At 62.7% G+C, this 20,304-nt stretch carries 19 protein-coding genes; all 19 read left to right on the forward strand.

The window, feature by feature from the left end; genetic code table 11:
- The first annotated feature begins 38 nt into the window (after positions 1–38).
- The 19 genes from ruvC to ACFOW6_RS05310 all read left to right on the forward strand — a co-directional run bounded on the left by ruvC (position 39) and on the right by ACFOW6_RS05310 (position 20,303).
- Complete coding sequence (gene ruvC, locus ACFOW6_RS05220; RefSeq protein ID WP_382421282.1) at positions 39–554, forward strand: crossover junction endodeoxyribonuclease RuvC; 516 nt, start codon at positions 39–41, stop codon at positions 552–554.
- On the forward strand, positions 554–1,186 hold the full coding sequence (gene ruvA, locus ACFOW6_RS05225) for a Holliday junction branch migration protein RuvA (protein ID WP_382421283.1): 633 nt from the start codon (positions 554–556) through the stop codon (positions 1,184–1,186). Before ruvC ends, ruvA begins: the two co-directional genes overlap by 1 nt.
- Entirely contained in the window at positions 1,183–2,235 is a 1,053-nt protein-coding gene (gene ruvB / locus ACFOW6_RS05230; protein ID WP_382421284.1) for a Holliday junction branch migration DNA helicase RuvB, read from the forward strand. The genes ruvA and ruvB overlap by 4 nt, the downstream gene beginning before the upstream one ends.
- The gene (ybgC, locus tag ACFOW6_RS05235; RefSeq protein ID WP_382421285.1) at positions 2,232–2,693 is read left to right on the forward strand and encodes a tol-pal system-associated acyl-CoA thioesterase; all 462 of its coding nucleotides are present in this window, start codon (positions 2,232–2,234) and stop codon (positions 2,691–2,693) included. Before ruvB ends, ybgC begins: the two co-directional genes overlap by 4 nt.
- Before the next feature lie 31 nt (positions 2,694–2,724).
- Entirely contained in the window at positions 2,725–3,453 is a 729-nt protein-coding gene (gene tolQ / locus ACFOW6_RS05240; RefSeq protein ID WP_382421286.1) for a protein TolQ, read from the forward strand.
- A gap of 20 nt (positions 3,454–3,473) precedes the next feature.
- Positions 3,474–3,914 carry a protein TolR gene (gene tolR / locus ACFOW6_RS05245; RefSeq protein ID WP_382421287.1) on the forward strand — a complete coding sequence of 147 codons (441 nt, stop codon included), beginning with the start codon at positions 3,474–3,476 and terminating at the stop codon, positions 3,912–3,914.
- 19 nt (positions 3,915–3,933) lie between these two features.
- A complete protein-coding gene (locus ACFOW6_RS05250; protein WP_382421288.1) occupies positions 3,934–5,136 on the forward strand; it encodes a cell envelope integrity protein TolA in 1,203 nt (400 codons plus the stop codon).
- A complete protein-coding gene (gene tolB, locus ACFOW6_RS05255; RefSeq protein WP_382421289.1) occupies positions 5,136–6,494 on the forward strand; it encodes a Tol-Pal system beta propeller repeat protein TolB in 1,359 nt (452 codons plus the stop codon). The genes ACFOW6_RS05250 and tolB overlap by 1 nt, the downstream gene beginning before the upstream one ends.
- Before the next feature lie 141 nt (positions 6,495–6,635).
- Positions 6,636–7,148: a peptidoglycan-associated lipoprotein Pal gene (gene pal, locus ACFOW6_RS05260; RefSeq protein ID WP_382421290.1), complete on the forward strand. Its 513-nt coding sequence runs from the start codon at positions 6,636–6,638 to the stop codon at positions 7,146–7,148.
- A 173-nt stretch (positions 7,149–7,321) separates the two neighbouring features.
- Positions 7,322–8,206: a tol-pal system protein YbgF gene (ybgF, locus tag ACFOW6_RS05265; protein WP_382421291.1), complete on the forward strand. Its 885-nt coding sequence runs from the start codon at positions 7,322–7,324 to the stop codon at positions 8,204–8,206.
- A gap of 99 nt (positions 8,207–8,305) precedes the next feature.
- On the forward strand, positions 8,306–9,601 hold the full coding sequence (gene tilS / locus ACFOW6_RS05270) for a tRNA lysidine(34) synthetase TilS (protein ID WP_382421292.1): 1,296 nt from the start codon (positions 8,306–8,308) through the stop codon (positions 9,599–9,601).
- 79 nt (positions 9,602–9,680) lie between these two features.
- The gene (gene ftsH / locus ACFOW6_RS05275; RefSeq protein ID WP_382421293.1) at positions 9,681–11,615 is read left to right on the forward strand and encodes an ATP-dependent zinc metalloprotease FtsH; all 1,935 of its coding nucleotides are present in this window, start codon (positions 9,681–9,683) and stop codon (positions 11,613–11,615) included.
- Between the two features lie 112 nt (positions 11,616–11,727).
- Positions 11,728–12,777, forward strand: a complete 1,050-nt coding sequence (gene folP, locus ACFOW6_RS05280; RefSeq protein ID WP_382421294.1) for a dihydropteroate synthase — start codon at positions 11,728–11,730, stop codon at positions 12,775–12,777.
- 29 nt (positions 12,778–12,806) lie between these two features.
- Positions 12,807–14,147, forward strand: coding sequence for a phosphoglucosamine mutase (gene glmM, locus ACFOW6_RS05285; protein WP_382421295.1), 1,341 nt, complete (start codon positions 12,807–12,809; stop codon positions 14,145–14,147).
- A gap of 23 nt (positions 14,148–14,170) precedes the next feature.
- Complete coding sequence (locus tag ACFOW6_RS05290; protein ID WP_382421296.1) at positions 14,171–14,956, forward strand: bifunctional hydroxymethylpyrimidine kinase/phosphomethylpyrimidine kinase; 786 nt, start codon at positions 14,171–14,173, stop codon at positions 14,954–14,956.
- 8 nt (positions 14,957–14,964) lie between these two features.
- Positions 14,965–15,771, forward strand: a complete 807-nt coding sequence (gene thiD / locus ACFOW6_RS05295) for a bifunctional hydroxymethylpyrimidine kinase/phosphomethylpyrimidine kinase (RefSeq protein WP_382421297.1) — start codon at positions 14,965–14,967, stop codon at positions 15,769–15,771.
- A 304-nt stretch (positions 15,772–16,075) separates the two neighbouring features.
- The gene (locus ACFOW6_RS05300) at positions 16,076–17,248 is read left to right on the forward strand and encodes a phosphoserine transaminase (RefSeq protein ID WP_382422091.1); all 1,173 of its coding nucleotides are present in this window, start codon (positions 16,076–16,078) and stop codon (positions 17,246–17,248) included.
- 73 nt (positions 17,249–17,321) lie between these two features.
- Positions 17,322–18,905 (forward strand): phosphoglycerate dehydrogenase, encoded by a 1,584-nt coding sequence (gene serA / locus ACFOW6_RS05305; protein ID WP_382421298.1) that lies wholly within the window; start codon positions 17,322–17,324, stop codon positions 18,903–18,905.
- A 231-nt stretch (positions 18,906–19,136) separates the two neighbouring features.
- Positions 19,137–20,303 carry an ATP phosphoribosyltransferase regulatory subunit gene (locus tag ACFOW6_RS05310; RefSeq protein ID WP_382421299.1) on the forward strand — a complete coding sequence of 389 codons (1,167 nt, stop codon included), beginning with the start codon at positions 19,137–19,139 and terminating at the stop codon, positions 20,301–20,303.
- The last annotated feature ends 1 nt before the right edge of the window (position 20,304 follow it).

A 20,304-nucleotide genomic window follows, 5' to 3' on the forward strand; every position in this document is an offset into this window, starting at 1 on the left:
TGTAGGGTTGCCGCTGACCGGCAGGAAAGAGGGCGATCATGCGTGTGATCGGCCTGGATCCGGGTCTGCGCCACATGGGATGGGGCATCATCGATGCCGAAGGCAGTCGGCTGATGCATGTTGCGAACGGAACGTTGCGCAGCGATGACCGTCTTGGCTTGCCCGAACGGCTGGTCCAGCTCAAGAATGGCCTGGAAGAGGTGTTGGCCCTTCATTGCCCCCAGTCAGCCGCGGTGGAGGAGACGCTGGCCAACCGCAATCCCGATTCGACGCTCAAGCTCGGGATGGCGCGGGGGGTTGCGCTGATGGTTCCGGCAATCGCCGGGCTGGAGGTGGCCCAGTACCTGCCGATGATCGTGAAGAAATCCGTCGTGGGAACGGGCCATGCCAAGAAGGAGCAGGTGACCATGATGATCGGGCGCCTGCTGCCGGGCTGTACCCCGCATTCCGCTGATTCGGCGGATGCGCTGGCGGTGGCCATCTGTCATGCGCATCATGCCGCCACACGGCAGGGATGGGCGGCAGGCAGCCGGAAAGCGGCGGAGAAAGCCTGATGATCGGCAAGTTGACCGGCCTCGTAGACCAGCCGGGTGAAGATCACGTGATCCTCGACGTTGGAGGGGTGGGCTATATCGTCTTCTGCTCGGGGCGGACCCTGAGTGCCTTGCCGCAAGCCGGAGAGGTCGCAAGCCTGTTGATCGAGACACATGTCCGCGAAGACCACATCCATCTTTATGGTTTTGCCGAAGCTCTTGAACGGGACTGGTTCCGACTGCTTTCGGGGGTGCAGGGTGTGGGCGCACGCATGGCCCTGGCCATCCTCTCGGTGCTGCCGCCCTTGTCTCTCGCCCAGGCGATTGCGGCCCAGGACCGGGCCGCGCTGACGCGCGCCAACGGCGTGGGCCCGAAGCTCGCAGCGCGTGTCATCAGCGAGTTGAAGGAGAAGGCGGGACAGTATGCCGTGAGTGACGGGCTGGCTCACGCGGCAGGCGGCGCTGCACCGGTTGCCGCGGCGGGCGATGCTGGGCTTGCCGGACAGGCCGAGGATGCCGTTTCCGCGCTGGTCAACCTGGGATATCGGCGCACCGAAGCCTTTGCCGCTGTTTCCAGGACGGCACGCCAACAGGGCGATGGAGCCAGCCTCGAACGCCTGATACGTGAAGCACTGCGGGAGCTGTCTTCATGAACGAGACGCGCATGGTTTCGCCGGAATCGGGAGGGGAGGAGACAGACAGCGGCCTGCGTCCCCTGGCCCTGGATGACTTCATCGGACAGCAGCAGTTGCGCGCCAACATGCGGGTCTTCATAGAGGCGGCCAGGGCACGCGAGGAGCATCTGGACCATGTCCTCTTCTATGGTCCGCCGGGGCTGGGCAAGACCACACTGGCCCAGATCGTGGCGCGCGAACTGGGCGTCGGATTCCGCGCGACGTCAGGCCCCGTTATCGCCAAGGCGGGCGACCTGGCGGCTATCCTGACAAATCTGCAGCCGCGCGACGTGCTGTTCATCGACGAAATTCACCGTCTGAGCCCGGCCGTGGAAGAGATTCTCTATCCTGCCATGGAGGATTTCCAGCTCGATATCATTATCGGCGAGGGCCCGGCGGCGCGCTCCGTACGAATCGATCTGCCGCCCTTTACCCTGGTTGGAGCAACCACCCGAAGCGGCCTGATCACCCGACCTCTGCGCGAGCGTTTCGGCATTCCCCAGCGCCTGCAGTTCTACCAGCCCGATGAGCTTGAGGAGATCGTCCGGCGTGGGGCTCGGGTTCTGGATTTTTCCCTGACATCCGACGGTGCCGCCGAGATTGCTCGTCGCAGCCGCGGTACGCCGCGTGTGGCCGGACGGCTGTTGCGGCGGGTGCGGGACTTTGCGGCCGTGGACGGCAATTCGACCGTCGACGCGAAAGCGGCTGATTCGGCTCTGCAGCGCTTGGAAGTCGATGCCCGTGGGCTGGATGCCATGGATCGCCGTTACCTGCAGTGCATTGCGGAGCACTATGGTGGCGGTCCTGTGGGGGCCGAAACGCTGGCGGCTGCGCTTTCGGAGCAACGGGACGTGATCGAGGACGTGATCGAACCCTATTTGTTACAGCAAGGTTTTTTGCAACGAACACCGCGAGGACGCCTACTCACGCCCGGTGGGTTCGGGCACCTGGGGTTGGAGCCGCCGGCAACCCTGGTGGCACAACTGGACCTGCTGCCGTCCGCCGAGCAGGAGGAGGAGAACAGTTGACCGGGCTGGCTTCCGAACGATCCGGCCGGCTCGCGGGCTGGTTCGAGGGCGGCGTTCACGTCTGTCCTGTTCGGGTGTATTACGAGGACACCGATGCTGGAGGCATCGTTTATTATGCGAACTACCTGCGTTTTGCCGAACGGGGCCGAACGGAGTTCCTGCGAGCACTGGAGTTGGGCCAACAGCAGCTGCGCGATGAGAACGGCCTCATGTTTGCGGTGCGTAGGGTCGAGGTGGACTATGAGTTGCCTGCGCGCCTCGATGATCTTCTGGACGTGCGTACGCGGATCGTCCATCTGGGCGGCGCCCGCCTGGAAATGGGGCAGGAGATTCTGCGCGGCGAGACAAGGCTTGTGTCCATGATGGTTCAGGTGGTCTCGCTCGACTCGGAAACCACACGTGCGCGGCGCCTTTCGGGCTTCATCCGCGACATACTCATGCCGTATTCACAATCCTAGCTGCAATCGATGAAATTCGGAGTACATCCTCATGGAGAATGAAGCGGTCGACGCAGCCGTCCTGGCCGGATCGGCCTCTGGTGACCTTAGTGTTTGGGGCCTGTTCCTGCAGGCCGACATCGTCGTGAAGCTGGTCATGCTGGTTCTTGTTTCGGCTTCGATCTGGAGCTGGGCCATCATCATCGAGAAGCTGATCAAGTTGCGTCGCCTGAAGGCGGACGCCGAGGCCTTCGAGGATGAATTCTGGTCCGGACGGTCCCTCGACCGTCTTTATGACGAAGTGGGGGAGGATCCCGACAACCCCTACGAATCGGTCTTCGCCTCGGCGATGGGGGAGTGGCGCCGGTTTACCCAACGCGGCGGACAGCTCGCGCAGGAGCGCACAAGTGCGCTCAAGGAACGCATGGAGCGTGCCATGGGAATCACCATTGGCCGCGAAATGGACCGTATCGAGAAGCAGATGATCTTTCTGGCGTCAGTCGGGTCCTCGGCCCCATTCATCGGCCTGTTCGGGACGGTCTGGGGCATCATGAACGCCTTCACCGCCATTGCCGGAACAGCGAACACCAGCCTTGCCGTGGTGGCCCCGGGTATCGCGGAAGCCTTGTTCGCGACGGCCCTGGGGCTGGTGGCCGCGATTCCCGCCACCATCGGATTCAACAAGCTGAACAACGACATCGGTCGCTACGGACAGAGACTGGAAGCCTTCGCCGGTGAATTCAGTGCCATCCTGTCCCGCCAGCTCGAGGAGACACGCTAGCCATGGCCGGGGGACCAATCATGAGTCGACGCGGCGAAGTGCATGGCGGTTTCCGGCGGCGCCGCTGGCAGCCGATGAGCGAGATCAACGTGACCCCCTTCGTGGACGTCATGCTGGTGCTGCTGATCGTTTTCATGGTGACGGCGCCGTTGTTGACGGTGGGCGTGCCCATCAACCTGCCGGAGGTTTCCGCGCGCCAGCTCAACGATCCGGGCGAGCCGCTGGAGATTTCGGTTACAGGGGAAGGCCAAGTCTACATCCAGGAGACCGAGGTCGCACTGGAGGCCCTGGTGCCCCGCCTGACAGCCATTACCGGCGATGACTTCGAAAGTCGGATTCATGTCCGCGGCGACGAGAACGTCTCCTACGGCCAGGTCATGCAGGTCATGGGGCGGATCAATACGGCCGGCTTTTCGCGCGTGTCTCTGATCGTTGAGCAGCCATCGCGCACGGAGGAATGACAGGAGTGCTGACGCCGCCATGACCGAGGCTGGCCCTTCAAGCGGGAGCTGGGATGACAGCAAGACGAAACGGCGTGCCCTCACGATTTCTCTCGGCCTGCACGCCGGGCTTGTCCTGCTGGCTGTATTCGGCCTGCCGTTCCTTCATTCCAAGCCGGAGCCGGTGACGATCGTGCCCGTGGAGATGGTCAGCGAGGACGACCTGACCTCGCAGGAAATTGCCGAGACCACCGTGGAGGATGCCGAGGAAACGCCACAGGAGGAAACGCTTGAGGATGCGCCGGAAGCGGAACCGGTGCAGGAAGCTTTGCCTGATTCCCAAGCGATTCAGGCGCCGGAGCCTCCGTCAGTGAGCGAGAGTGAGCCGCCGGAGAGCGAAACTGCGGCAGAGGCCATCCCCGAGCCGGAGCCGGCGGAAAGTTCCCAGGGCAGCGAAGTTGCGGAAAGCGCCCCGGAGCCGGAACCGCAACGCGAGAGCGAAGTGGAGACGGAAACCCAGGCGGAAACCGAGCCGGAGACGACCGAGGCCGAGACGGCTGAAGACGCCTTGGAAACGGCAGAGGCGGTTGAGGAAGAGACCGAGGATCGCCTGAGCGAGGTTACGCCTCCGACGCCGCGCGCCCGTCCGGAGGAGGAGCCGGAGGACGTGGTCGAGGATTCGGAGCCTGAAGAAGAGCAGGTTGCCCAGGAGCAGACCCCGGAACCCGAACCTGACCCGGAACCAGAGCCACAGCCGGAGCCAGAGACCGAGCCTGAATCTGAATCCGCAGAAGAAGAGCCGGCCGAACCTCAGGAAGATCGCTTGTCCTCGATCCTGCGCAATGTCGAGGAAATGGATTCGCAAAACCGTCAGCAGGAAACTTCGGGTTCCGAGGAGGAAACTCCTGAAGAGCCCAGTTCCCTGGACGAACGGCGCAAGGCACAGCAGTTGGCTCAGGCTATTCAGGCACAGGTGGCGAGTTGCTGGCGAATTGACGCCGGTGCCCGGCGTGCCGAGGAGCTGGTGGTTCCCATACGTGTTCAGTTGGCGCCCGACGGCAGCCTGCGACAGCCACCGGAGATTCAAGACACCGCGCGCATGAACAGGGACCAATACTATCGGGCGGCGGCAGAGAATGCGCGACGAGCGGTTCTTGAATGCCAGCCTTTCGACTTGCCTTCCGAAGACTATGCGCTTTGGCGCGATATAATCCTGAACTTCAATCCCCGGGAGATGTTCTGATGCAGACGATGAAACGGATTCTCGGCTTGCCCGGCTTGCTGGTCCTGGCTCTGGCCTTATGGAGCACAGCACCGTCCCATGTGCAGGCACAGCTGACCGTCGACATCACCAAGGGCTTTGTCGAGCCGCTTCCCATCGCGATCTCGGACTTTTATGCCGATGGCAACGAGGGCAGCGAGGTCGGATCGGATATCGCCCAGGTGATAAACGACAACCTGGAAGGTTCGGGTCTGTTCGCCCCCATTGACCAGCGTGCCTTCATCCAGGATCCGGCGGCACTCGATGCCGGGCCGCGCTTTGCGGACTGGCGAATGATCGACGCCGAGGCCCTGGTTAGTGGCAAGGTGGATATGCAGAACGACGGGCGCATGCGTGTCGAGTTTCGACTCTGGGACGTCTTGGCCGAGGAACAGATGCAGGGGCTGGCCTATACGACGGCGCCGGATAACTGGCGACGCATCGCCCACATCATTTCCGACGAGATCTATGAGCGCTTGACGGGGGAGAGTGGCTATTTCGATACCCGCATCGTGTATGTGGCCGAAAGCGGGCCGCAGGACCGCCGGGTCAAGCGCCTGGCCATCATGGACCAGGACGGAGCCAATCACCGCTTCCTGACGGACGGCAGCAGCCTGGTCCTGACACCGCGCTTCTCGCCGACATCGCAGGAAATCACCTTCATGTCCTATGCCGGTGGTGCGCCACGGGTCCATCTGCTCAATCTCAATACCGGTCAGCAGGAGGTGCTGGGGGAATTTCCGGGCATGACCTTTTCGCCGCGCTTCTCTCCGGATGGGAACAAGGTCATCCTTTCCATGGCCGAAGATGGAAACTCCGATATCTACACCATGGACCTTCGGACGCGGGACATGGAGCGTCTGACCGACCATCCGTCCATCGATACCTCGCCCTCCTATTCCCCGGATGGTGACAGGATCGTCTTCAATTCGGACAGGAGCGGCCAGCAGCAGCTCTATGTCATGAACGCCGATGGCTCCAACGTGCAGCGAATCAGTTTCGGTGACGGGCGCTATGCAACGCCTGTCTGGTCGCCCCGTGGCGACCTGATCGCCTTCACGCGCATGAGCCAGGGGAACTTCTACGTCGGTGTCATGAAACCAGACGGCAGCGGCGAGCGCATGATCAGCCAGGGATTCCTGGTGGAGGGGCCGACCTGGGCGCCTAACGGTCGGGTTCTCGCCTTCTTCCGACAGGAACCGGCGGACAGCAGCGGACGGGTCAGCAGCGAGCTGGTCAGCGTGGATGTCACAGGCTTCAACGAACGCGTATTACCCACACCAATGGATGCATCCGATCCGGCCTGGTCACCACTTTTGACACAACCCGGAACCCCTTGATCCCGGGGCATGCGCTCCGTATGCTCAAGCCTCTCGATTCGGCCGATGTACGGGGTTTCTGCGATCAGGCGCGGCGAGCAGTCGCATCATGTGATGTATCTTCCTGACAACCAGTCAGGGTAGCTCTTAAGGGGACCTGCAATGCGTTTAGCAATACTTGGCTTTGCCGCGGCTCTGCTGCTGGCAGGGTGTCAATCCACACCCAGCGAATCCGACTCGGCCAGCAGCGATGCGTCAGCCAGCAATGGAACGGGCGCGGACTCCAGTCTGAGTCAGGAGAATCTGGGATCTGCCGATCCAGGCACACAGGAGGATCTGGAGCAGCGGATCGGTGATCGCGTCTTCTTCGACTTCGATAGCAGCAGCATTCGCCAGGACCAGCGGCGGACCGTCGAACTGCTGGCCGAATGGCTGCAGCGTTACGACAATGTTCAGTTGAGCATTGAAGGACACGCCGACGAACGCGGTACGCGTGAATACAACCTCGCGCTTGGCGAACGGCGTGCCAACGCTGTGGAGGAGATGCTGATTTCACTCGGGGTTCCGGAATCCCGTCTGCGAACGATCTCCTACGGCAAGGAGCGCCCGGCCGAACTCGGCTCGAATGAGCAGGCTTGGGCGGCCAACCGGCGTGCCGAATTCGTCGTGCGGTAAGACGGCGCGGCAGGCTGCAAGAGCAAGGAATGCCCGGATCGAGGATTCGGGCATTCTGCTATCCAGCCAGTGGCGAATTCAGTTCTGTTGCTTGCCAACTGGCCAGAACGCCTCATTTGTGCCACGAATGCCGTACAGGTGATTAAGACTCCCGACGAGAATGGACGGCAGGGATGACAGCGTCACACGAGAGTTCTCTCATCTTTGGTATGCCGCGACGGCGAGCCGGAACGGCCGCGTTCTTCGGGGGGCTTCTTGCGGCCGCAATGAGCCTTGCCGGACCTGCTGTCGCACAGGAGTCCTCCGACCAGTCGCACCTGAGGGTCTACAGCGAGCGCCTGGACGAGTTCGAACAGGTCCTGCGTGAACTGACCGGGCGTGTGGAAACCCTGGAACATCAGCTGCGCCAGGCCAATCGTCGCATCGAGCAGTTGGAGGACGACCAGGCAGCTGCGCAGGATTCGGGGTCGGCAGAGGTTGCGGCCAATACAGGTCAGGATGACGGCGAGGAAACCCTTGAGGACTTCGACGAGACCGGTGGTGCTGGCGCGGAGGCCAATGATCAGTCGGAACCGAGGAGCCTGGGAACACTGCCTTCCGACGAGGAAGAAGACACTCAGGGTGAGGCCGGGGCCGGAACCGAGAGCGCGTCTGCGGATGGCAACCTGCCCTCGGGCAGTACGACGGAGCAGTACAACTACGCTTTCGGCCTGCTGCAGGAAGCCAAATGGGAACAGGCCGAAGCAGCCCTGTCGGCCTTCGTTCAGGAGCATCCGGACGATCGGTTGGCCGGCAATGCCAAGTATTGGCTCGGGGAAACCCACTATGTGCGTCAGGATTATATCGAGGCCGCCCAGACCTTTGCCGAGGGGTACAAGGACTATCCGGACAGCAACAAGGCGGCGGACAACCTGCTGAAGCTGGGCATGTCACTGGCCAATCTCGAACAGACAGAAGACGCCTGTGGAACCTTCGAGGAACTCGAGGCCCGTTACAGTGATGCGCCTTCCCGAATTCTCGAGCGTTCGCGCTCCGAGCGCGAAAAACTCGGCTGCTGAGGCAGGGATCGAGACCGCGCCGACTGAGGTTCTAAGACGACCATGAGCCTCAGGGACAATATGCCCACCGCGATTACTGCTGAAGAGTTCGCCAGGTACATGGCGGCTTACGCCCCTTTCGAAGCGCAGGCCCGGATTGCCTGCGCGGTCTCGGGAGGCGTGGACAGCATGGCCCTGCTGTCACTGCTGGCGCCCTGGTGTCGTGCCCACGGGCATGAGCTCATGGTGCTGCATGTGAATCATGGGCTGCGGGCCGAAGCCGATGCGGATGCCGCATTCGTGATGCAGTCGGCCGAGAAGCTGAACGTGCAGGGTCGCGTTCTGCATTGGCAAGGCCAGAAACCAAGCGGTCCGGTCCAGGCGCCGGCACGGCGGGCCCGCTATGATCTGCTTGCCGGTTTCTGTCGGGAAAAGGGCATCCTGCACCTGGCGATGGCGCATCATCTGGATGACCAGAGCGAAACCGTCGCCTTGCGCCTGCAGTCGGGAAGCGGCCTGGCCGGCCTGGCCGGTATGGCCTCCGTTCGCTATCTGCCGGATCTCCGGCTGATCCGGCCGCTACTCGGGCTTCCCAAGACGCGCTTGCAGGCCACCCTGGAAGGGCAGAGGTTGGATTGGAAAGAGGATCCCTCGAACCGGAACGAGGCGCATCGTCGGGTTCGTTACCGTAAGCTGCTGCAGGGCAGTGAGGACGCGCTACTGCTGGGTCAGCGGCTGGCCTCTGCCGCCGGCGTCTATGCCCGCCTGCGTGCCTGGTCGGAGGCCGAGGCCGCCCGGTTACTGGCTCGGGCGGTCCAGGTGCACCCGGCCGGCTATGCTCTGGTGCAGGCAGCGGTGCTGTCCGAAGCGCCCGAGTGGCTCGCCCGTCGGGCTTGGTTCCAGCTGTTGCGCACGATCGGAGGGTCTGCCTATGGGGTGCGGGGTAGCTCCCTGACAGCGTACCTGGAAGCATGGAAAGCCACGGGCAGAATGCCGGAGACCCTGGGGGGCTGCCGTATCCTGCCCTATGGAGCCGTGCAGTTCCTGGTGGTTCGGGAAGCACAAGGCCTTCGAAGTCATCCCCTCAGGCCAGGGGACACGCTGCTGTGGGATGGCCGTTTCCGGTTTTCGCGAGCACGGGAGTGTGAGGATGGCAGGGAGCTGTTGGTGGGACCCCTCGGCCATGAAGGCGTGAACAGACTGTTGCAGAAAATCCCGTCTCTGCGCAAATCCCGCATACCCCGGGCTGTGTGGCCGTCTTTTCCCGCACTATTCTGTCTTGACGGTTTGCTTGCGGTCCCCCACCTGAATTATACATGGTATAAAGTCGAGGGTAAGTGCGGCATCGCATGGAGTGCCCGACCGTATCATTCCCTGGCTGAATCAGTCTTTCGGCCGGCAATGAGCGGACTGTAATGGATTGAGACCGTCGTCCGGCAGGCAGCCATCTGTGGATCTGCCAGTTCGCGACTGGTTGCAGTGAGGATATCGAGCTTTGAATTTCAGTCGTAATGCAGCGCTTTGGTTTATTATCATTCTGCTGCTGTTCGCGCTGTTCCACCTTTTCCAGGGCAGCACTGACCAGTCTCCGCAGCAAGAGCTGTCCTATTCGCAGTTCATGAGTTCCGTCGAGCAAGGCGAGATCCAGGAAGTCACCATCCAGGGCCACAAGATCGAGGGGCGCATGCGTGACGGTCAGACCTTCTCGACCTACACGCCGCCGGAAGATCCCAACCTGGTACAGCGCCTGGAAGAGGCGGGGACCCAAATCAACGCCAAGCCCGAGGAAAGCGCGAACCCGCTGCTGTCCATCCTGATCTCGTGGTTCCCCATGCTGTTGTTGATCGCAGTGTGGATTTTCTTCATGCGCCAGATGCAGGGCGGCGGCGGCAAGGCCATGGGTTTCGGCAAGTCGAAGGCCAAGATGCTCACCGAGAAGACCGGACGTGTGACCTTCGATGACGTGGCCGGCATCGACGAGGCCCGGGGCGAGCTGGAAGAGGTTGTGGAATTCCTGAAGGATCCGCAGAAGTTCCAGCGCCTGGGCGGCCGGATTCCCAAGGGGATGCTGCTGGTCGGTCCGCCGGGCACGGGTAAGACCCTGTTGGCGCGCTCCATCGCGGGCGAGGCGAACGTGCCCTTCTTCACGATTTCCGGTTCGGACTTCGTCGAGATGTTCGTGGGCGTGGGCGCCAGTCGCGTACGCGACATGTTCGAGCAGGGAAAGAAGAACGCCCCCTGCATCATCTTCATCGACGAGATCGATGCCGTCGGCCGCCAGCGCGGCGCCGGGCTGGGCGGCGGCAACGACGAACGCGAGCAGACGCTGAACCAGCTGCTCGTCGAAATGGACGGCTTCGAGTCGGCCGAGGGTGTCATCCTGGTGGCCGCCACCAACCGTCCGGACGTTCTGGACCCGGCGCTGCTGCGCCCCGGCCGCTTCGACCGTCAGGTCGTGGTGCCCAATCCGGACGTGCTGGGCCGCGAGCAGATACTCAGGGTTCATATGCGCAAGGTTCCGCTGGGACCGGACGTGGATGCCAAGGTGGTCGCGCGCGGGACGCCCGGTTTCTCCGGTGCCGACCTTGCCAACCTGGTGAACGAGGCGGCGCTGATTGCGGCCCGCTCCAACAAGCGCGTGGTGACGCAGAGCGATTTCGAACAGGCCAAGGACAAGGTGCTGATGGGTGCTGAGCGTCGTTCGTTGGTGATGACCGACGATGAGAAGGAGCTGACCGCCTATCACGAGGGGGGGCATGCGCTGGTGTCCCTGTTCACCAAGGGCAACGATCCCCTGCACAAGGTAACCATTATTCCGCGCGGGCGGGCCCTGGGTGTCACCATGTCCCTTCCCGAGCGTGACCGGCTCGGCTTCGCCAAGCGCGAGATCGAGGCCAAGCTGGCGATGATGTTCGGCGGGCGTGTGGCCGAGGAACTGATCTACGGTGAAGAGAATGTCACCACGGGCGCCGGCAACGACATCCAGCAGGCCACGAATCTGGCACGCCGCATGGTGACCGAATGGGGCATGAGCGAGAAGCTGGGTCCCCTGCGCTACAACGAGAACCAGGACGAGGTTTTCCTGGGCCACTCCGTGGCGCGGCACCAGAGCATCTCCGAGGCCACTGCCCAGATGATCGACGAGGAGGTACGTCGCATCATCGATGAATCCGAGAACAAGGCCCGGCAGATCCTGACGCAGCACCTCGACGACCTGCACAAGCTGGCCAAGGCCCTGCTTGAGCACGAGACCCTGAGTGCCGACGAGGTCAACAAGGTGCTGAAAGACGAGCCGATCGAACGTCCCGACCTGTCGGAGCCGCCCAGGCCCGGCCCGGGCAAACGCTCCTCCGTACCCTCCAGCGGCCGTTCCGGTCAGGGCAAGGAGAAGCCCGGTGGCATGGGGCCGGAACCCGAGCCGGCCGGCTGATACAGATTGGCATGAGGAACGGAAAGGGCGCCTGTTCAGGCGCCCTTTCCATATTCCGCCGGCTAGGGACTGACCCCTTTCTTGCGTCCTCTATCCCCGCTATAAGCGAGGCATGACGCAGCGTAAACTTTATCTGCAACCGGATGGCCTCTCCCTGGAGCAGCAGTCCGAAAGCCCCCTGCTTGCAGGCGGACCCTATTCCTTTTCCCATTGCATCCGGGCAACGCGGGAGGACAACGGCTCACTCCGGCGCGACAGAGTTGCCGCCAAGGCGCTCGGCCCTGAAGATCAGGCCCGGCTGGAAGCTCTCGTGAAGCCGCGGGCGACGTTTGCCGGAATCGACATGACCCGCCCCTCAGTCATGGGAGTGGTGAACGTGACGCCCGACAGCTTTTCAGATGGCGGGCAGCGCTTCGACGCCGACAAGGCCATCGAGGACGGCCTGGCCATGTGGAAGGCGGGCGCGGCCATCGTCGACGTGGGAGGAGAATCCACCCGCCCGGGGGCCGAGCCGGTTCCCGACGAGGAGGAAAAGCGCCGGGTCCTGCCGGTGGTTCGCGAGCTCAGTGCCCAGGGCGTGCGGGTTTCCATCGACAGCTATCATGCCTCGGTCCTGGAGGCGGCCGTCGAAGCCGGAGCTGTCGCGATCAACGACATCACGGCACTGTGCGGCGACCCACGCAGCCTGGAGGTGGTGGCGGCAAGCGGCGTGCCGGTCATACTGATGCATATGCAGGGCCGGCCGCAGACCATGCAGAAATCGCCCTCCTATGACGACGTGGCGCTGGACGTCTTTGACTTTCTGGAAGAGCGGATCCACCGTTGCCTTGAGGCCGGGATTGCGCGCGAGCGGATTGCCGTGGATCCTGGTGTGGGCTTCGGCAAGACCCTGCAGCACAACCTCGAACTTCTCAATCGGCTGGCCCTGTTCCATGGGTTGGGCTGCCCGATCCTGTTGGGTATTAGCCGCAAGAGCTTCATATCCCACCTCTGCGGCAAACTGGAGCCGAAGGAGCGAGGACCCGGAACCCTGGCTGCCACCCTGGCCGGTTGGGCAAGGGGCGTGCAGATGCACCGGGTGCACGATGTCGATGAGGCCCTGCAGGCCCTGCAAGTCTGGACAGCCATCGACGCGTGTGCGCAGCAGGACGCTGTTGATTGACTGGCAAGTGCAAGGAGGCAAGGGCTGCTATGGGCAGAAAGCTTTTCGGAACGGACGGCATCCGCGGGACTGCCAACCAGGAGCCCGTCACGGCTGCGACGGCACTGAGGCTGGCCATGGCAGCCGGTGCCCAGTTTGCACGGGGCCCGAAGCACAATCTGGTCGTTATCGGCAAGGACACGCGTCTCTCCGGCTATATGCTCGAACCTGCATTGACCTCCGGGTTTATCTCCGTGGGTATGGACGTGGTCCTTTTGGGGCCGATTCCGACCCCGGCCGTAGGGATGCTGACACGCAGCCTGCGAGCTGACCTCGGGGTGATGATCTCGGCCTCGCACAATCCATTCGAGGATAATGGCATCAAGCTGTTCGGTCCGGACGGATTCAAGCTGTCGGATGCGGTGGAGACGGACATCGAGCTCGGCATGGAGGAGGATCCGGACCGGATCCGCGTGGACGGAAGCGAACTGGGCAAGGCACGGCGACTGGATGACGCCCTGGGGCGTTACCTGGAATTCGTGAAGAGCAGTTTTCCCCGGCGCCTGCAGCTTGACGGACTGAAGATCGTCGTGGACTGCGCCCATGGGGCTGCCTATCGGGTGGCGCCGGATCTCTTCTACGAGTTGGGTGCGGAAGTCGTGTCCTTGGGGGTCGAACCGGACGGGTTCAATATCAATCTCGCGTGTGGCGCCACGGCGCCGGAGCTCCTGGCCGAGCAGGTCAGGGCGGAAGGTGCCGACCTGGGACTTGCGCTGGATGGCGATGCCGACCGTGTTGTCTTTTGCGACGAGACGGGGCGACTGGTCGATGGGGATCAAGTCATGGGGCTGATTGCCAGCACCTGGAAGCAGGCAGGCCGTCTCAACAGCGATGCGGTCGTGGCCACGGTGATGTCCAACCTGGGGCTTGAGCGCTGCTTGCAGGGCCAGGGGCTGGACCTGCTGCGCACCCCGGTGGGCGATCGCTACGTGGTCGAGCGCATGCGGCAGGAGGGCTACAACCTGGGGGGTGAGCCCTCCGGTCACATCATAATGAGTGATTTCACGACGACCGGGGACGGACTGATCGCGGCTCTTCAGGTCCTCGAGGCACTGGTCACGGACGGCAGGCCCGCAAGCGAGGTCCTGTCCGTCTTCGAGCCCGTTCCGCAATTGTTAAGGAATGTACGGTTCAATGGTGGGGAGCCCCTGGAGGCCGGGTCCGTTCAGGCTGCCATACGCGAAGGAGAGAACAGGCTTGGCGCAGGCGGCCGCCTGGTGATCCGCAAGTCGGGTACGGAACCCTTGATCCGCGTCATGGCCGAGGGGGATGATGCAACGCTGATAGGGGATGTCGTCGATGACATTGTCCAGTCCATTGCCGCTGTATAGCCTGTTCGGGAAAGGATAGTGATGTGAATACGAAAGGCAGGATCCTGCTGATTGGCCGCTCCGACTGCCTGGGGGAGAAGGGGGTGCAGGCCGGGATCTGGACGGCGGGCGTTCACGGCCTGGCCGCATCCACCATCGTCATGAACATGACTGCACGTGACGAAGGGCTGAATTTCGAGGAAATCGAGCTGTCCGGAACCTTCATCGTCCGGCAAGCGGAAACGATCCTGCAGAAGCAGAACATAGATGTCGTGAAAGTGGGGCGCCTGTCTTCCGAAGAGCAGATCGAGGCCACGGCCCGGATTCTCGAGGACAGCCGTTTAAATTGCCCTGTCGTGATCTCGCCCGCGGTCTTCCGGAGCAACGACAGCCAGGCACTGGGGGTCCGTGCCCTGGCGCACTGGAAACGTCGTCTGCCGCATCTGGCCACGATGATTGTCGCCACCGAACGGGAGGCGGACGCGCTGGGCGGGTTTCATGCGGAAGGGCGCGAGGAATTGCCTCACGTAGCCGAAACCCTTGCCACGCTGGGCAGCGAATCCGTTCTGCTCAGTGCCCTTCTGCCGGGACAGGCGCGTGGCGTGGATATCTTCCTGGATGCAAGCGGACAGTTGCACGAGCGTGAATTTCCCCTCATCCGTGAAGGTGAGTACGGGCTTGATACGCCGAATCTCTCCACGGCCCTTGCCTGCCAGCTTGCCCTTGGCTGCAACCTCATGCAGGCTGCCGGGCTTGCCCGTGACTTCGTTGCCGAAGGGCAGGGCTGGACGAGCGAACTTCCCGCCTTTGCTGAGGTGCAGGGAGGCTGAAAGCTGGCATGACGGGACGTGTTCTGATCATTGCGGGCTCCGATTCCGGTGGAGGTGCCGGAATACAGGCGGACATCAAGACCGTGACGGCCCTGAAAGGTTATGCTGCGACCGCGATCACGGCGCTGACGGCGCAGAACACACTTGGCGTCCATGGCGTTTTCGGTGTCGATCCGGAGTTTATCGCCAGCCAGATCCGGGTCGTGCTGGAGGATATCGGTGCGGATGCACTGAAAACCGGCATGCTGCATTCCGCCGCCGTTATTGAGACAGTGGCTGCGGAACTTGGGGCCTACACCGAGCGGATTCCACTGGTGCTGGATCCGGTGATGGTGGCCCAGAGCGGCGCCAGCCTGCTGGATCCGGAAGCGGTCGGAAGCTTGAAGGAACATCTTCTGCCCCTGGCGGATATTCTGACCCCGAATGTGCCTGAAGCAGAGAAGCTCTCAGGTCTGGAAATCCGGTCTGTCGAGGATATGCAGGCAGCTGCCCAGCAGTTGCTGCAGCAGGGACCAAACGCGGTCCTGCTGAAGGGCGGCCACATGGCAGGCAACAGCCTCTCGGATGTTCTGGCAACTCCGGAGGGGATCGAGGTTTTCTCGGATACCCGGATCGACACCGAGCACACCCATGGCACCGGGTGCACTCTCGCTTCGGCGATTGCAGCCGGTCTAGCCCAGGGAATGACCAGAAGCGCGGCCGTAAGACGTGCCCGTGCCTACCTGCGACGGGCTCTCCAGTCGCCTCCCGGCCATGGGCAGGGAGCTGGAGGTGTGGACCATAGCCATACTGTCGGTGCCTTTCGCGAGGACTGAGACCCCTCGACAAGAGTTCCCCATTTGGCAGTACAGCTTTATGTAGTACGCAGCTGCGCGAGCAGGGGATATTCTGAGCGTGGCAGACTGGTGCGCGGCCATATGAGAGATACAGTTTATCTTATTGATAATGGATAATTTTCTGGTGTGTATGGCACTGGATTTCCGGTGCCGGTAGGGGCCGTCGCGTTGGGAAATTATTCGGGAGGCCGCGTTGACGCACTGCAGCATCGGGCCTAGTATCCAAGCCTCAGCTATCGCTAGAGCGACCTATAAGCGCGAAGGAGCGCCATTTCATATGAATATGACCGTAAGCGCGGCGCGTAAGCCTGCGACACGTCCCGCGAATCCGAACTTCTCCTCTGGACCCTGCGCCAAACGGCCCGGATGGTCCCTGTCGGTTTTGGAAGATGCCTTTGTCGGGCGCTCCCACAGGGCCAAGGGTGGAAAGGCGAAGCTCCAGGAGGTCATCGAACGTTCCAAGACCCTGCTCGGCCTGCCGGAAGACTGGCGCCTGGGCATTGTCCCGGCCTCCGATACCGGTGCCGTGGAGATGGCCCTGTGGTCCCTCCTCGGGCCCCGTGGTGTCGATGTGCTGGCCTGGGAATCCTTCGGCTCCGGTTGGGTGACCGACGTGATCAAGCAACTGAAACTCGAGGATGTCCGGCTGTTGGAAGCCGACTACGGCCAACTGCCCGACCTGTCCAGTGTGGATGGCGAGCGAGATATCGTCTTTACCTGGAACGGTACAACGTCCGGTGTTTGCGTGCCGGATGCAGGCTGGATCCCGGCCGACCGCAAGGGGCTGGCGATCTGTGATGCCACCTCAGCCGCCTTTGCCATGGAGCTGGATTACAGCAAGCTCGACGTCGTGACCTGGTCCTGGCAGAAGGCACTGGGAGGCGAGGCGGCGCACGGCATGCTGGCGCTCAGCCCGCGCGCCGTGGAGCGGCTTGAGAACCACACACCGTCCTGGCCCCTGCCGAAGGTGTTCCGCATGACCAAGGGAGGCAAGCTGAACGAGGGCATCTTTCGCGGCGAGACCATAAACACGCCTTCGATGCTCTGTGTGGAAGACGCGCTGGATGCCCTGAAATGGGCCGAGTCCCTCGGCGGTTTGAAAGCCCTCATAGGCCGCTCGCGCGACAATCTCCAGGTCGTGGCCGATTGGGTGGCTCAGAGCGACTGGGTGGACTTCCTGGCCGAGGAACCGGGAAGTCGCTCCTCGACCTCGATCTGTCTCAAGATCGTGGACCCCTGGTTCACCGCACTGCCGGAGGAAAGGCAGGCAAGCGTGGCGAAGGCTGTGGCCGCGAAGCTCGAGGAAGAGGACGTGGCTTATGATATAAGCTCCTATCGCGATGCGCCGGCCGGGCTGCGTATCTGGGGCGGTGCAACCGTGGAACAGAGCGACATGAAGGCGCTGATACACTGGCTCGACTGGGCCTATGCTGAGGTCAAGTCCGCCAACGCCTGAGATCTGTCCCGACCCTCTCCGCACAGATCTGAAAAGAACAGAACAGAACAGAACAGAACGGAAGTTTTGAACCATGCCCAAGATTCTCATCGCTGATAAACTCAGCCCGCTGGCTGTCGACATTTTTCGCCAGCGTGGGCTGGAAGCCGATGTGGTGACCGGCCTTTCCGAGGATGAACTGGTCGAACGCATTGCAGACTATGACGGCCTGGCCGTCCGTTCGGCCACGAAGGCAACCGAACGCGTGCTCGAAGCCGGCGGCAAGGGGAACCTCAAGGTTGTCGGCCGTGCCGGTATCGGGGTGGACAACATCGATATCCCGGCGGCTACGGCCAATGGCGTCGTCGTCATGAACACGCCCTACGGCAATGCGGTCACCACTGCCGAGCATGCCGTTGCCATGATGTTCGCGCTGGCGCGCCAGATTCCCCAGGCCAACGAGTCCACACATGCCGGCAAGTGGGAAAAATCCAAGTTCATGGGGACGGAGCTGACCGGCAAGACCCTAGGGCTTATCGGGTGCGGCAACATAGGCACCATCGTCGCCGAGCGCGCCCAGGGACTGAAGATGCGGGTTATATCCTACGACCCCTTCCTCTCTCTGGAGCGCGCCAAGGATCTGGGTATCGAGAAGGTCGAGCTGGATGACCTGCTGGCGCGCGCCGATTTCATCACGCTGCACGTTCCCCTGACCGAGCAGACGAAGGGCATCCTGGACGCCGAGGCCTTCGCCAAGTGCAAACAGGGTGTGCGCGTCGTCAATTGTGCCCGCGGCGGCCTGGTCGTCGAATCGGACCTGAAGGAGGCATTGGACTCCGGACAGGTGGCTGGCGCGGCCCTGGACGTCTTCGAGGAGGAACCCGCCAAGGAGAATTCGCTCTTCGGCCATCCGAACCTGGTCTGCACGCCGCACCTGGGCGCCTCCACCAGCGAGGCGCAGGAGAAGGTGGCCCTGCAGGTCGCCGAACAGATGTCGGACTATATCCTGACCGGGGCGGTCACCAACGCCATCAACATGCCCTCGCTCAGCGCCGAGGACGCCAAGCACCTGGGCCCCTACATGTCCTTGGCCGAACAGCTGGGCTCTTTTGCCGGTCAGTTGACGCGCACCGGCCTGCAGTCGGTCAGGATCGAGTACGAGGGGCATGTGGCGGGCCTGAATTGCCGTCCGCTGACCCAGGCCGTCCTGGTTGGTATCCTCCAGCCCATGCTGGACTCCGTGAACATGGTGAATGCACCGATCATGGCGCGCCAGCGCGACGTCGATGTGGCCGAGGTGAAATACGAACGGGACTGCGACTACCAGACCCTGATCCGGGTGACGGTGGAGACCGAGAACCAGGAGCGATCGGTGGCCGGCACGCTGTTCGGCGGGAGCAAGCCGCGTCTGGTCGAGATCAAGGGAATCCAGGTGGAGGCTCAGCTCGGTAAGCACATGCTCTACATCACGAACCAGGACAAGCCCGGCGTGATCGGCGCACTGGGGCGCATCCTGTCCGAGTCCGGACTGAATATCGCCACTTTCCACCTGGGTCGGACCGAGTCCGGGGGCGATGCCATCTGTCTTCTGGAACTCGATGGCGACGTACCAGCGCCAGTGCTCAAGGAGATCCGGGACCTGCCGCAGGTGCTGCGTGCGGAGCCCCTGCGCTTCTGAGCTGGGGACGAGTTACACCCTGACAACCTGAAAAAACACTGGAGTAGAGCCGTTTCATGTGGGATCAATGCGCTCCCGATTGGACGGCCTGTGGTTGCGTCAGCAGTTGAACCACCGGTCGCACCCCCGCAGGGTGTGGCCGGGGTTTTTGCTGTGCGACACCCGGCGGGCCGGATGTCGTGGACGGGACGCCTTTTCTGTCCGGCAACAGCCGAAAGGATGGATGGTTACATGCACTCCGGGGACCCTAACGGTGCACGACAGGCCCTTTTGCCCGCTGGTCTGCAGGATGTTCTCTATCCCGATGCGGCGCATGAAGCGGCCATTGTCGAGAAGCTGATCCGGCATGTCAGCCGTTTCGGATACGCACGGGTGAAACCGCCCCTTATCGAGTTCGAGGATAGCCTTCTGGCAGGGCCCGGCGGTCAGGTTTCCGAACAGACCTTTCGGCTCATGGATCCCATCAGCCAGCGCATGATGGGCCTGCGTGCGGACATGACGCCCCAGGTGGCCCGGGTTGCCGTCTCTCGCCTGGCGCAGGAGCCGCGACCCCTGCGGCTCTGCTATGCCGGGGAGGTCCTGCGCGTGCGTGGCAGCCAGCTGCGTCCCGAGCGGCAGTTTACCCAGGTCGGTGTGGAACTGATTGGAACCGCTTCACGCCGGGCCGATGCCGAGGCGGTTTTCCTGGCGTCCGATGCGCTTCTGTCCGTCGGGGTGGAAGGTCTTTCAGTTGATCTTGCCTTGCCCACGCTTGTCGGGCGCCTCTTCGAGGTCCTGGGACTGTCGGAACAGGAGCGCCAGGAGCTGCGGGCCGCCCTCGACAGAAAGGATGCTGCCGCCGTGCAGCAGGCGGCAGGCCGACATGCGGACCTGTTCGACGGCCTTCTGCGCGCCTCGGGACTGGCCGATGAGGCCCTGGAAAGGCTCATGGCGCTTCCGCTGCCCGAATCTGTTCTGGGCGAGATCGAGCGCCTCTCCGAAGTGATCGGCGAGGTGCGGCGCATGAATCCCGAACTCGTCCTGACGGTGGATTGTGTCGATCACCGGGGGTTCGAGTACCAGACAGGCCTGTCGTTCACGCTCTTTGCCTCGGGCGTACGGGGCGAGCTTGGTCGCGGGGGCCGTTATGACGCTCCACGCGGCGAGGCCGAAGGCGAGCCAGCCATCGGTTTCACGCTTTTCATGGACAGCGTACTGCGTGCGTTGCCGATCCCTTCCGAGGGACGGCGAATCTACTTGCCGAGCGACAGCGACGGAGCCTTTGCCAACGCGCTCAGGGCCGTTGGCTGGATCACGGTGACGGCGCTCGATGAGAGCGCCGATGTGTACAGCGAGGCGCGGCGCCTGAAATGCACGCATCTGCTGGTGGCTGACAGGATCGAGGAAGTGGAGGACTAGA

The organism is Fodinicurvata halophila (assembly GCF_042651425.1).
Lineage (GTDB): Bacteria > Pseudomonadota > Alphaproteobacteria > Kiloniellales > DSM-21159 > Fodinicurvata > Fodinicurvata halophila.